This is a genomic window from Streptomyces californicus (assembly GCF_000717645.1).
In the GTDB taxonomy this organism is placed as follows: Bacteria; Actinomycetota; Actinomycetes; order Streptomycetales; family Streptomycetaceae; genus Streptomyces; species Streptomyces californicus.
This window is the reverse complement of record NZ_JNZZ01000002.1, coordinates 110,687-123,667: the sequence shown is the minus strand read 5'-3', so window position 1 is coordinate 123,667 and position 12,981 is coordinate 110,687. Positions and strand designations below refer to the sequence as shown.

The following is a 12,981-nucleotide window of genomic DNA, read 5'->3' as shown; positions in this document are numbered from 1 at the left end:
GCGCGTGCTTCCCCGCCCGCCGCCGGCAGGAGCGGCCGCCCTACTTCGGGGGCAGCTCCTTCAGGTGGATGTTCCGGAAGGACACCTGGTCGTCGGCTCCGTGGTTCTGGAGGCCGATGTAGCCGTCCTTCAGGCTGCGGGCCGGGTCGGTGTTGGTGAAGTCGTTGATCTTCGCTCCGTTGAGGAAGACCTGCAGACGTTCGCCCTGGACCTTGATCTCGTAGCTGTTCCACTGGCCCGGGGGCCGCAGGACGCGGTCGCGGGCCTTGATGTTCGCGGACTTGAACGTGTAGACGGCGCCGGTGGTGCGGTCGGCGGCGTCGGTCGCGTCGATCTGGATCTCGTACCCGTTGTTGACGGCCGACCACGGGTCGTCGGACTCCGGGAAGCCCACGAAGACACCGGAGTTGTCATCGCCGGCCATCTTCCAGTCGAGCTTCAGCGAGTACGACGTCAGCTCCTTCGCCTGGTAGGTGAGCAGGCCCATGCCGCCCTCGGAGTGCAGGGCGCCGTCCTTGACGGAGAACTTCCCCGGACCCGCCTGCTTCCAGCCCTCCAGCGTCTTTCCGTTGAAGATCGGCCGGTAATCGGTGTCGGGCTTGCAGTCGGCCTTGACCTGACCGGTGGCGTAGCGCAGTCCGCCCAGGACGTGGCTGCGGAAGGCCGGTTCGGCGTAGGACTCCTTGGTGTGGCCGAGTCCGGTGTAGAAGGAGCGGCCGCCCTGGTAGGTCTGGCACCAGGAGATCGGGTGGTCGCCCTTCATGTTCCCGCCGGTGTAGGTGGTCTCGTCCAGGGTGGCGAGAACCTTGGCCTTGTCCCGGGGGTTGGTGCGGTAGTTGTACCACTCGTCGGTGCGCTGCCACTCGTCGTCGAGGTGGGCGGTGGCGGGGTGGTCGTGGTCCTCCACGCGGACGGTGGCGGGCTGGATCTGCGGGTGGGAGTCGAAGTAGGCGCCGACGAGGCCGCCGTAGAACTCCCAGTCGTACTCGGTGTCGGCGGCCGCGTGGATGCCGACGTAACCGCCGCCGGTGGCCACGTAGTTCTCGAACGCCTTCTGCTGTTCGGCGTTGAGGACGTCGCCGGTGGTGGAGAGGAAGGCGACGGCGTCGTAGCGGGCCAGGTTGCTGGTGGTGAACTGGGCGGCGGACTCGGTGGAGTCGACCGTGATGCCGGTGTCCTTGCCGATCTCCTTCAGGGCCTCGATGCCCGCGGGGATCGAGTCGTGGCGGAAGCCGGCGGTCTTGGAGAAGACCAGGACGCGCTTGGCGGTCCGGTCGACCGGGGAGTCGGAGAGTTCGAAGTCGTCGATGTCGTAGAGGGCGCCGTCGCCGCCCTTGAAGACGAGGAAGAGTTCGGTCTGCTTCTTGGGGGCGCCCCGCAGCGGGATGTCGATGTCCTGGAAGGTGTCCCAGCTGCCGGTCACCGGGACGGGCCCGGAGCCGAGGATCTTGCCGGTGGGCGATCCGGTGCGCACTTCGAGGAAGCCGCCGGAGCCGGCCGAGGAGATCCGGGCGGTGAGCTTGCTGGTGTTGCCGAGGACATAGGTCTTGAAGGAGATCCAGTCGTCGTTGTGGATGTCGCCGACCGTCTTGCCGCCGTGGGCGCTGGACTTGCTCGGGGTGGTGACGCCGGAGGAGGCGTCATAGTGCTCGGCCTGGCGGTGCCTGGGCTGGAGCCGGGAGGCGTCCTTGCCGGTCAGCTTGGCCTGGCCGCCACCGCCGTTGTCGGTGTAGGAGGCCGAGATGCCGCCGTAGATGTTGGCGTTGGGGTCGTGGCCGCCTTCCATGGCGGTCTTGATGGTGCCTTCACAGCCGTGTTCGGTGGTGATGTCGTGGCCGTGGCTGTCGTGGCCCAGCGTGAACTTGACCTCGACCTCGGTGCAGTCGATGGTCCCGTCCTCCGGGTCGCTGACGTTCACCTTGAACGGCACGGCGTCGCCGAACTCGAAGAGCTGCCCGTCCTCGGGGAGCACCAGTTCCACGGTCGGGGCGGTGTTGCCGACGGTGACGTGGACGCTGGCGGAGCCGGTGCGGCCGGTCGGGTCCTTCGCGGTGACGGTGGCGGTGTAGGTGCCGTTCTTCTTGTACGTGTAGGTGGGGTCGGCGGCCGTCGAGGTGCCGCCGTCACCGAAGTCCCATGCGTAGGTCAGCGGGTCGCCGTCGCCGTCCGCCGTGCCGGCCGAGGAGAACTTCACCTTCAGCGGCGCGGTGCCCGAGGTCTTGTTCGCCGACGCCTCCGCGATGGGCGAGCGGCCTCCGGTGGCGTTCTCGATCCGGTAAAGCGCGGAGTTCTCGTCGCCGCCGAACCAGGCGAGGCCGTAGTCGAGGACGTACAGCGCCCCGTCCGGGCCGAACGCCATGTCCATGATCTGGGTGCCGGACCACGGCACGTCGTTGATGGACTGGACGGCGCCGTCGGCGTCCTGCTCGATGCGCTTGATCCACTTGCGGCCGAACTCGCCGGCGAAGAAGTCGCCGTCGTACGCCTCGGGGAACTTGACCGGGGAGTCGAGGTCCGCGTCGTAGCGGTAGACGGGGCCGCCCATAGGGGACTCGGATCCGGTGCCGAACTCGGGGACCGAGCCGCCGTCGTAGGGGATCCACGCGGCCTGGGCCGGCGGCAGGTCGACGAGACCGGTGTTGTGCGGGGACTCGTTCTTCGGGGCGGCGCAGTCGAAGGCGGCACCGGAGGTCTTGGTGGCGAAGTCGTAGTCGATGTACGGCTCGTTGGCGCCGACGCAGAAGGGCCAGCCGAAGTTGGCGGCCTTCGTCACCCGGGCGAACTCGACCTTGCCGGCGGGGCCGCGTTGGGGGTCGGCGGCGCCCGCGTCGGGGCCGTAGTCACCGACGTACAGGTTGCCGGTGGCCTTGTCCACGGAGAAGCGGAAGGGGTTGCGGAAGCCCATCGCGTAGATCTCGGGGCGGGTCTTGTCCGTGCCCGGCGCGAAGAGGTTGCCCTCGGGGACGGTGTACGAGCCGTCCTCGGCGACCTTGATGCGGAGGATCTTGCCGCGCAGGTCGTTGGTGTTGCCCGAGGTGCGGCGGGCGTCGAACGCCGGGTTGCGGTCGGGGCGTTCGTCGATCGGGGTGAAGCCGTCGGAGGCGAACGGGTTGGTGTCGTCGCCGGTGGAGAGGTAGAGGTTGCCGTCGGCGTCGAAGTCGATGTCACCGCCGACGTGGCAGCAGGTGCCGCGCGAGGTGGCGACGTCCAGCACCTTCTTCTCGCTGGCGTTGTCGAGGGTGCCGTCCTCGTTGAGGACGAAGCGGGAGAGCCGGTTGACGCCGTCGAACTTGGCGAAGTCGGCGGCGGTCCCGGTCTCCGGCGCGTCGCCGGCGGGGGTGTCGAGCGGGGGCGCGTAGAAGAGGTAGATGGCCCGGTTCTCGGCGAAGTCGGGGTCGACGCCGACGCCTTGGAGGCCCTCCTCGTCGTGCGTGTACACGGGGAGCGTGCCGGAGATCCGGGTGTTGCCGGCGCTGTCGGTGATGCGCAGCTCGCCGTTGCGTGAGGTGTGGAGCACGCTGCGGTCGGGGAGGACGGCGAGCGACATGGGCTCGCCGGTCTCCGCCGCGCCCTTGGCGAGGGTGACCTGCTGGAAGTCCTCCGCCACGGGCTCGTCCTGCCCGGGGTGGCCGGGGTGGGCGGTGGCTCCGGGGGCGGAGCCGAGGGTCAGGGCCGTGGCGGCGAGCAGGCCGCCGGTGAACAGCGCGAGCGTCTTGCGTACGCGGGTCCGGGCCGGGATCCGCTTTCTTGTTCTGTGCACGTAGGTCCTCCGGAGAGTGCCGGTTGTACGGGCGGGTGTAGCCGTGCCGTGCCGCGCGGGGACTGCCGCGCGTGCGACGCCGGGGCCAGGGGTGACCCCGGTGACGCGAGTCATGTCGTGTACACGTGGTGGACGGTAGACCTGTTCGTCCGTGACCGAAAGCCCTTGTGCGGCGGTTGGGTCGAACTTCCTCTTCCGCCAGGACAAAGCGGTTTCCGGGCACGGCGAGGCAGCCCCGGGGGCAGGTGCCCGATATGTGGATCACGCGCCCCGGGGCATGGTAGGCCCGTGCTACTCGCCGCCGCCGAAGGCCGCGTCGAAGGAGGCCGCGGGCGGGTCGAAGTCGAACCGCTTGAGCCCCGCAAGCGCTTCCGGCGCGCCGGTCAGCCGGTCCATGCCGGCGTCCTCCCACTCGACGGAGACGGGGCCCTCGTAGCCGATGGACCGCAGCATCCGGAAGATGTCCTCCCACGGCACGTCGCCGTGGCCGGCGGAGACGAAGTCCCAGCCGCGCCGGGGGTCTCCCCAGGGCAGGTGCGAGCCGAGGCGGCCGTTGCGGCCGTCGAGGCGCTTGCGGGCCTCCTTGCAGTCCACGTGGTAGATCCGGTCACGGAAGTCGTAGAGGAAGTTGACCGGATCGAGGTCCTGCCAGACGAAGTGGCTCGGATCGAAGTTCAGTCCGAACGCGGGCCGGTGGTCCACCGCTTCGAGCGCCCGCTCGGTGGTCCAGTAGTCGTACGCGATCTCGCTCGGGTGCACCTCGTGGGCGAAGCGCACCCCTTCGGCGTCGAAGACGTCCAGGATCGGGTTCCAGCGCTCGGCGAAGTCCTCGTACCCGCGTTCGATCATGTGCGGCGGGACCGGCGGGAACATGGCGACGAGGTGCCAGATCGAGGACCCGGTGAACCCGACGACGGTGTCCACGCCGAAGGCGGCGGCGGCCCGCGCGGTGTCGGCGATCTCGGCCGCCGCGCGCTGCCGCACGCCCTCGGCCTCGCCGTCGCCCCAGATGCGGGCGGGGACGATGCCCTGGTGGCGTTCGTCGATCGGGTGGTCGCAGACGGCCTGGCCGACCAGGTGGTTGGAGATCGCGAAACACTTCAGCCCGTACTTGTCGAGCAGTCGGCGCCGGGTGTCGAGGTAGCCGGGGTCGGAGAGCGCCTTGTCGACCTCGAAGTGGTCTCCCCAGCAGGCGAGTTCGAGTCCGTCGTAGCCGAAGTCCCGGGCGTGCTCGCAGACCTGCTCCAGCGGGAGGTCGGCCCACTGGCCGGTGAAGAGGGTGAAGGGGCGGGGCATGGGGGCAGCCTCCTAGGACGGGGACGGGACCGGGGTGTGGACGGAGTTCTTGGCGGCGCTCTCCTCGACGGCGGCGAGCACCCGCTGCACCTGGAGTCCGTCCGCGAACGAGGGCACGGCCGGGGCGCCGTCGGCGATCGTGCGCACCACGTCGCGGGCCTGGTGGACGAAGGTGTGCTCGTAGCCGAGGCCGTGGCCCGGCGGCCACCACGCCTCCAGGTAGGGGTGATCGGGCTCGGTGACGAGGATGCGGCGGAAGCCCGCGGTGGCGGCGGGTTCGGTGTGGTCGTGGAAGGAGAGTTCGTTCAGCCGCTCCAGGTCGAAGGCGAGCGAGCCGAGCTCCCCGTTGATCTCCAGGCGCAGGGCGTTCTTGCGTCCGGCGGCCATCCGGGTCGCCTCGAAGGAGGCGAGCGCGCCGGAGGCGAGGCGGCCGGTGAAGATCGCCGCGTCGTCCACGGTCACCTCGCCCCGCTCCACCGTGCCGGCGCCGCCCGAGAGCCCGGCCGACGCCCCGGAGAGCAGGGGCCGCTCCCGTACGAAGGTCTCCGAGACGGCGGAGACGCCGGTGAGCAGCTCACCGGAGAGGTACTGGGCGAGGTCGACGATGTGCGCGCCGAGGTCCCCGAGCGCGCCGGAGCCGGCGTGCTCGCGCTTGAGCCGCCAGGTGAGCGGGGAGGCGGGGTCCACCAGCCAGTCCTGGAGGTAGGTGGCGCGCACATGGCGCAGCGGTCCGAGCCGGCCCTCGGCGATGAGGCGGCGGGCGTAGGCGATGGCGGGCACCTTGCGGTAGTTGAACCCGACGATCGCCCGCCCGCCGCGCGCCGCGGCCGCTTCGGCGGCGCGCACCATGGCCTCGGCCTCGGCGACGGTGTTGGCGAGCGGCTTCTCGCACAGGACGTGCTTGCCCGCCGCCAGGGCGGCGATGGCGATCTCCGCGTGGCTGTCGCCGGGGGTGCAGATGTCGATCAGCTGGACGTCGTCCCGGGCGATCAGGGCCCGCCAGTCGGTCTCGGCCGCCGCCCAGCCGTGCCGGGCGGCGGCGGCGTCGACCGCCGCACGGTCGCGTCCGCAGATCGCGGCGAGAGCGGGTCGCAGAGGCAGGTCGAAGACGTGTCCGGCGGTGCGCCACCCCTGGGAGTGGGCGGCGCCCATGAACGCGTATCCGACCATGCCGACCCCGAGCGTTCCCGGCGCCTGCTGCTGCGGCGGCGAAGCTGGGGCGTGCGCTTCCGTCTCTTGACTACGGGCCATGCGGACTTCCTCCTCGTCGGTGTGCGGTAACGGGCCGGGGGACGCGCTCGCCGCCTCCCCCGGATTCCCGGTCAGTTGAAGCCCGTCGGCAGGTACTGGTCGATGTTGTCCTTCGTCACGACCGCGGAGTACAGGGTCAGGGAGGTCGGGATCTCCATCTCGGCCAGTCCGCTGACGCCCTTGGACTGGCCGAGCGCGCGGGCCAGGTCGATGGCGGACGCGGCCATCGTCGGCGGGTAGAGGACGGTCGCCTTGAGGACGGAGTCGTCGGCCTTGATGGCGTCCATCGCGGACTTGGCGCCGGCGCCGCCGACCATGATGAACTCGTCGCGGCCCGCCTGCTCGATGGCGCGCAGCGCGCCCACGCCCTGGTCGTCGTCGTGGTTCCACAGCGCGTCGAACTGCTTCTGGGCCTGGAGGAGCTGGGCCATCTTCGCCTGGCCGGACTCGACCGTGAAGTCGGCCGCCTGACGGGCCACCAGCTTGATGTTGGAGTAGTTCTTGAGGGCGTCGGCGAAGCCCTGGCTGCGCTGCTTGGTCAGCTCCAGGTTGTCGATCCCGGCGAGTTCGACGACCTTGGCGTTCCGCTTGTCCTTGAGCCGTTCGCCGATGTAGTGGCCGGCGTTGAGGCCCATGCCGTAGTTGTCTCCGCCGACCCAGCAGCGGTACGCCTGCGGGGAGGCGAAGACGCGGTCCAGGTTGACGACCGGGATGCCCGCCTTCATGGCCTCCAGACCGACCTGGGTGAGCGCCTTGCCGTCGGCGGGGAGGACGACGAGGACGTCGACCTTCTTGTTGATGAGGGTCTTGACCTGGCCGATCTGTGCGGCGGTGTCGTTGGAGCCCTCGGTGGTCTCCAGGGTGACGTCGGAGTACGTCTCCGCCCGGGACTTGGCGTTCACGTTGATCGCGTTGAGCCAGCCGTGGTCGGCCTGCGGTCCGGCGAAGCCGATGGTGACGGCCTTGCCGGGCTCGTCGCCGGCGGGGGCGCTGTTGGCGGCGGACTCGGTCTTCTTGGGCTCGTTGCTGGTGCAGGCGGTGAGGAACGCGCCCGCGGAGACGGCGGCGGTTCCGAACAGCAGCCCTCTGCGACTGGTCTCTGGCATGGCGGTGGGACCCTTCATCCGGTGGTGCGTACGGGGTGCGGGGGGGTGCGTACGAAGTGCGGGTGCGGGGGGGTGCGAACGGGGTGGGGCGGGGCGTCAGGTCTCCCGGCCGCGCATGCCGCGTCCCTGGACGAGGACGGCGGCGACGATGATGGCGCCCTTGGCGATCTGCTGGACGTCGGTCTGCAGGTTGTTCAGGGCGAAGATGTTGGTGATCGTGGTGAAGATCAGGACACCGAGGACGGAGCCGACGATGGTGCCCCGGCCGCCGCTCAGCAGGGTGCCCCCGATGATCGCGGCGGCGATGGCGTCGAGTTCGTACAGGTTGCCGTTGGTGTTCTGGCCGGAGCCGGCGAGCACGATCAGCATGAAGGCGGCGATGCCGCAGCACAGCCCGGACAGCAGGTAGAGGTACAGGCGCTGGCGGCGGACGTCGATCCCGGCGAGCCGGGCGGCCTCCGCGTTGCCGCCGACGGCGACGGTGCGGCGGCCGAAGGTGGTCCGGTTCAGGACCAGCCAGCCGATGACGGTGACCACGGCGAACATGATGACCAGCGGCGGGATCCCGAGGATGTACGAGTCGGGCAGGCCGAGGTCCAGCACGGAGTCGACGGTGACGATCTGGGTCTTGCCGTCGGTGATCTGCAGCGCGAGTCCGCGGGCCGACGCCAGCATGGCCAGGGTCGCGATGAACGGGACGAGGCGGCCGTACGCGATGAGGACGCCGTTGACGAGTCCCGCGACGAGGCCGACGATCACCGCGGTGAACGCGATGCCCGCGAAGCCGTACTCCTGGGTGGCCACGGTCGTCGCCCACACCGAGGCGAGGGCGACCATCGCCCCGACGGAGAGGTCGATCCCGCCGCTGATGATGACGAAGGTCATGCCGACGGTGACGACGCCGATGACGGACGCCTGGGTGAGGATGAGCTGGAGGTTCCCGCTGTCCAGGAAGGCGTCGGGCTCGGTGACGCCGCCGACCAGGATCAGCACGGCGAGGACGCCGAGCAGGGACAGGATCCGGACGTCGAGCCGCAGGCCGAGGGCCGGCCCGCGGCCGCCCGTCTTCGGGGGCGGCGTGTCGGAGGGGGCGGCAAGGGCCCCCTTGTCCGACCCGTTGTGCTGCGCCGACGGGGCGGGCTGTGTCATGGCGTCGGGCTCCCTTCCATCACGAGGTCGAGTACGCGGTGTTCGTCGAGCTCCCGGGCGGGGGCCGTGTGGACCACCTCGCCCTCCCGGAGGACCAGCACCCGGTCGGCGAGGCCCAGGACTTCGGGCACTTCACTGGAGACGAGCAGGACGGCGAGCCCCTCGTCGGCCAGCCTGCGGATCACGGCGTAGAGCTCGGCGCGGGCGCCGACGTCGACGCCGCGGGTGGGTTCGTCCAGCAGCAGCACCCGGCAGCCGCGCAGCAGCCAGCGGGCGAGAACGGCCTTCTGCTGGTTGCCGCCGGAGAGGGTGCGGACGGCGGCGTCCGGGTTGTCGGGCCGCATCTGCAGCTCACGGGTGGCGCTCCGGGCGGCCTTGCGCTCCCCCGCGCGGTCGATCCAGCCGAGCCGGGCGAAGCGGGAGAGGGAGGAGACGGAGACGTTCCGGGTGACGGACTCGGTCAGCAGCAGGGCCTGTGCCTTGCGCTCCTCGGGGGCGAGGCCGATCCCGGCGGCGACGGCGGCACGGACGCTGCCGGGACGGAGCCGCTCGCCCGCGACGCTGACGGTTCCGGTGGTCGCCCTGCGGGCCCCGTAGATCGTCTCCAGGATCTCCGAGCGGCCCGAGCCGACGAGTCCGGCGAGGCCGACGATCTCGCCGGGCCGCAGTTCGAGGTCGACGGGGGCGAACTCGCCCGTGCGGGAGAGGCCCTGGACCCGGAGCACGGGCTCGACGTCGGCGGAGGCGGGCTCGTCCGGGCGCGGCGGGAAGACGTAGGCGACGTCGCGGCCGGTCATCATGGCAACGATGTCGCGTGTGGGGGTGTCGGCTGCGGGCAGGCCCACGGCGACGGTCCTGCCGTCCTTGATGACGGTGACCCGGTCGCCGATGCGGCGGATCTCCTCCAGCCGGTGCGAGATGTAGACGACGGCCACCCCGGCGGAGGTGAGGCCCTCGACGATGCGGAAGAGGTTGTCGACCTCGTCGGGGTCGAGGGCGGCGGAGGGCTCGTCCATCACGATGAGCCGGACGTCGTGCGAGAGCGCCCGTGCCATGGAGACGATCTGCTGCTGTGCGGCGGAGAGGTCGCCGACGTGCCGGGCGGGGTCGATCTCCGGGTGCCCGAGGCGGGCCAGCAGTGCCTTCGCGGCGGCGCGCCCCTCCCCCGTGCGGACGACGAAGCCGGCGCTGGTCGGTTCGTGGCCGAGGAAGACGTTCTCGGCGACCGAGAGGTCCTCGACGAGGTCGAGTTCCTGGTAGATGGTGGCGATGCCCAGCCGCATGGCGGCGATCGGCGACTTGAGCCGGACCTGTTCGCCGCGCCAGGTGATCTCGCCGTCGTTGGGCTGGTGGGCTCCGGCGAGCACCTTGATCAGGGTGGACTTGCCGGCGCCGTTCTGGCCGAGGAGGCAGTGGACCTCGCCGGCCTGGACCTCCAGGTCGACGCCGTCCAGGGCGCGGACGCCCGGGAAGAGCTTGGTGATGCCGGACATGGTGAGCAGGGGTGGTTCCGGTGCCATGACGAATCCCCTCGGCGAATGGGGTCTCCCCTGCTCGGGCGGTGCCGAGCGGGCCGGGGAGGGCCGGTGAGCGGACAGGGCGCAGGGCTGGGGGTGCCGTGGAGCCGGCGGCACCCCGAGCGGCTGCTGACGAGTACCCGACGGACCGGGGGTGGAGTGACGGGTACCTGACCAATACGGGCGGGGCCGGGCGGGTGGAGCGGGTCGCGCCGGGTGGTGCGGGGGTTGCGGCGGTGCGTTCGGATCGGGCCGGAGGGACGTGCGGGATCAGACCGGGGAGAAGAGGTGGTCGCTGATGAGCCTGGCCGCGCCTATCACTCCGGCGGTGGGGCCCAACTCGCCCAGCACGATGGGCAGATTGCCGGTGGCCAGAGGCAGGGACTGCTTGTACACCTGCGTACGGACACTGGCGAGGAGGTTGTGACCGAGGCCGGTGACCCCGCCGCCGATCACCACCAGACCGGGATTGAAGAAGCTGACCAGGCTCGCGATCACCTGGCCGAGCCGGTTGCCGCCCTCGCGGATCAGGTCGAGCGCGGCGGCGTCGCCGGCGGCGGCCGCGGCGGCCACGTCGGCGGCGGTGAGACGCCCCGCCGCCTCCAGCCGGGCGGCGAGTTCGGGTGAGCGGCCCTCACGGGCGGCGTCCTCCGCGTCCCGGGCGAGGGCCGCGCCGCTGAAGTGGGCTTCCAGGCAGCCCTTGTTGCCACAGGCGCAGGCCCGGCCGTCCGGGTCCACCCGGATGTGCCCGATGTCCCCGGCGCTGCCGGTCGTACCGCGGTAGACCTCGCCGCCGACGACGATGCCGCAGCCGATGCCCGTGCCGATCTTGACGCAGAGGTAGTCGCCCACGGACCGGGCCACGCCCGCGTGCTGCTCCCCCATCGCCATGAGGTTCACGTCGTTGTCGACCATGACCGGGCAGCCCAGCTCCTGGCTGAGCGCCTCGCGGACCGGGAACCCGTCCCAGCCGGGCATGATCGGCGGCGCGACCGGCACGCCCTCGGGGAAGCGGACGGGGCCGGGGACCCCGATGCCCGCGCCGTCGAAGCCCTCCGCGAGCCCGGAGGCCCGGAGTTTGGCGGCGAGCGACAGCACTTGCTCGAAGACGGCGACCGGGCCCTCGCGCACGTCCATGGGGTGGTTGAGGTGCCCCAGGACCTCCAACTCCGCGTTGGTCACGGCCACGTCGATCGAGGTGGCCCCGATGTCGACGCCGAGGAAGCGGAGTTCGGGGGCGAGCCGGATGTTGTGCGAGCGGCGGCCGCCGCGCGACGCGGCGAGGCCGTCGGCCACCACCAGGCCGGTCTCCAGCAGCCGGTCCACCTCGACGGCGAGCTTCGAACGGGAGAGCTCGACCTGGTCGCCCAGCTGGGCACGGGAGTTGGGGCCCCCGTCGCGCAACAGCCTCAGCAGCCGCGCCTGATGCGCGTTCGCGGGTCGTGCCGTCATACGTCTCACGCGTCCCTCCCCGCCACATCGGCCAGTCCGTCGGGCTTTCGAGGGGAACGTAGCAGCGCTTTCCCGGAGTGGGAAGAAGTTGCGCGGGAATCCGCCCCGACTTTCTCCACACCCAGGACAAAGATGCCCCGGCAGGAGTCCGGTCAGCCCGGAGCATCCCCGGAGCGGGACGCCCCCGGGGCGTCTTGCGCACGGCCGTCAGGGGCAGCGGATGACCTGGCCCGCGTACGAGAGGTTCCCGCCGAACCCGAAGAGCAGGGCGGGGGCGCCGGAGACGACCTCGCCGCGTTCGACGAGCTTGGACAGCGCCATCGGGATGGAGGCGGCGGAGGTGTTGCCGGAGTCCACCACGTCGCGGGCGACGACGGCGTTGACGGCGCCGATCTTCCGGGCGACGGGCTCGATGATCCGCAGGTTGGCCTGGTGCAGGACGACGGCGCCCAACTCCTCCGGGGCGACGCCGGCCTTCTCGCAGACCCGCCGGGCGATCGGGGGGAGCTGGGTCGTGGCCCAGCGGTAGACGGACTGGCCCTCCTGCGCGAAGCGCGGCGGCGTCCCCTCGATCCGGACCGCGTTGCCCATCTCCGGCACGGAGCCCCAGAGCACCGGCCCGATGCCGGGCCCGCCCGGGGCGCCGGCTCCGGCCGGGTCGGCGGTGACGACCGCGGCGCCGGCCCCGTCGCCGAGGAGGACGCAGGTGCTCCGGTCGGTCCAGTCGCCGATGTCGGCCATCTTGTCGGCGCCGATCACCAGCGCCCGGGTGGCCGCACCGGCCCGGATCGCGTGGTCGGCGGTGGCCAGGGCGTGCGTGAAGCCGGAGCACACCACGTTGATGTCCATGACGGCGGGCGAGCCCATGCCGAGCCGGGCGGCGACCCGCGCGGACATGCTCGGGGACCGGTCGATCGCGGTGGAGGTGGCGACGAGCACCAGGTCGATGTCCGAGGGGTCGAGACCGGCCCCGGCCAGCGCCTTGGCGGCCGCGTGCGCGGCCATCTCGTCCACCGGCTCCTCGGGCCCGCCCACGTGGCGGGTCTTGATGCCGACCCGGCTGGTGATCCACTCGTCACTCGTGTCGACCATGGCCGCCAGGTCGTCGTTGGTGAGCACCTTGGCGGGCTGGTAGTGGCCGAGCGCCACGACACGCGAGCCGGTCATACGGGTTCCCATCGTCGGGTGGGTCAGGAAACATCCAGTCTTGGTCGCTACCGCCGGGTACGCGTGCACGTGATCCCACAGGAAACCGGCTCACTCGTTGGAGCCTTGACAACACGCTGGTCAGCGTGGTTCACGGGCGCCCGCGACACGCCGGGGCGGGTACCGGACAATGGCGGAGCCGGCTTCCGGCACCCGGTCCGGACGGCCTCGGGACCGCGGTGAACGGGAGGAGGCCGTCGCGTACGGGACCCTCACCGGCCGCCGCGGCGACGGGGGACCCTCG

8 protein-coding genes are annotated in these 12,981 nt (G+C 71.3%); all 8 read right to left on the bottom strand.

Features of this window, described 5'->3' with window-relative positions; all coding sequences use genetic code 11:
- Window positions 1–40 precede the first annotated feature (40 nt).
- Complete coding sequence (locus tag IF19_RS0103035; RefSeq protein WP_030120290.1) at window positions 41–3,760, bottom strand: ThuA domain-containing protein; 3,720 nt, start codon at window positions 3,758–3,760, stop codon at window positions 41–43.
- 291 nt (window positions 3,761–4,051) lie between these two features.
- A complete protein-coding gene (locus IF19_RS0103030; protein ID WP_030113792.1) occupies window positions 4,052–5,056 on the bottom strand; it encodes a sugar phosphate isomerase/epimerase family protein in 1,005 nt (334 codons plus the stop codon).
- A 12-nt stretch (window positions 5,057–5,068) separates the two neighbouring features.
- Window positions 5,069–6,307 (bottom strand): Gfo/Idh/MocA family protein, encoded by a 1,239-nt coding sequence (locus IF19_RS0103025; RefSeq protein ID WP_030113791.1) that lies wholly within the window; start codon window positions 6,305–6,307, stop codon window positions 5,069–5,071.
- A gap of 71 nt (window positions 6,308–6,378) precedes the next feature.
- Window positions 6,379–7,413 carry a substrate-binding domain-containing protein gene (locus tag IF19_RS0103020; protein WP_030113790.1) on the bottom strand — a complete coding sequence of 345 codons (1,035 nt, stop codon included), beginning with the start codon at window positions 7,411–7,413 and terminating at the stop codon, window positions 6,379–6,381.
- Window positions 7,414–7,509: 96 nt separating this feature from the next.
- Complete coding sequence (locus IF19_RS0103015; protein WP_030113789.1) at window positions 7,510–8,562, bottom strand: ABC transporter permease; 1,053 nt, start codon at window positions 8,560–8,562, stop codon at window positions 7,510–7,512.
- Complete coding sequence (locus tag IF19_RS0103010; RefSeq protein WP_030113788.1) at window positions 8,559–10,082, bottom strand: sugar ABC transporter ATP-binding protein; 1,524 nt, start codon at window positions 10,080–10,082, stop codon at window positions 8,559–8,561. The genes IF19_RS0103015 and IF19_RS0103010 overlap by 4 nt, the downstream gene beginning before the upstream one ends.
- 267 nt (window positions 10,083–10,349) lie before the next feature.
- Window positions 10,350–11,531: an ROK family transcriptional regulator gene (locus IF19_RS0103005; protein WP_030190691.1), complete on the bottom strand. Its 1,182-nt coding sequence runs from the start codon at window positions 11,529–11,531 to the stop codon at window positions 10,350–10,352.
- A 207-nt stretch (window positions 11,532–11,738) separates the two neighbouring features.
- Window positions 11,739–12,698 (bottom strand): beta-ketoacyl-ACP synthase III, encoded by a 960-nt coding sequence (locus tag IF19_RS0103000; protein WP_030113785.1) that lies wholly within the window; start codon window positions 12,696–12,698, stop codon window positions 11,739–11,741.
- Between the last annotated feature and the right edge of the window lie 283 nt (window positions 12,699–12,981).

What these genes read in the sequence shown, in the direction of transcription:
- IF19_RS0103030 (WP_030113792.1), bottom strand. Translation starts at nt 5,056, where the DNA reads ATGCCCCGCCCCTTCACCCTCTTCACCGGCCAGTGGGCCGACCTCCCG.
- IF19_RS0103025 (WP_030113791.1), bottom strand. Translation starts at nt 6,307, where the DNA reads ATGGCCCGTAGTCAAGAGACGGAAGCGCACGCCCCAGCTTCGCCGCCG.
- IF19_RS0103020 (WP_030113790.1), bottom strand. Translation starts at nt 7,413, where the DNA reads ATGCCAGAGACCAGTCGCAGAGGGCTGCTGTTCGGAACCGCCGCCGTC.
- IF19_RS0103015 (WP_030113789.1), bottom strand. Translation starts at nt 8,562, where the DNA reads ATGACACAGCCCGCCCCGTCGGCGCAGCACAACGGGTCGGACAAGGGG.
- IF19_RS0103010 (WP_030113788.1), bottom strand. Translation starts at nt 10,082, where the DNA reads ATGGCACCGGAACCACCCCTGCTCACCATGTCCGGCATCACCAAGCTC.
- IF19_RS0103005 (WP_030190691.1), bottom strand. Translation starts at nt 11,531, where the DNA reads ATGACGGCACGACCCGCGAACGCGCATCAGGCGCGGCTGCTGAGGCTG.
- IF19_RS0103000 (WP_030113785.1), bottom strand. Translation starts at nt 12,698, where the DNA reads ATGACCGGCTCGCGTGTCGTGGCGCTCGGCCACTACCAGCCCGCCAAG.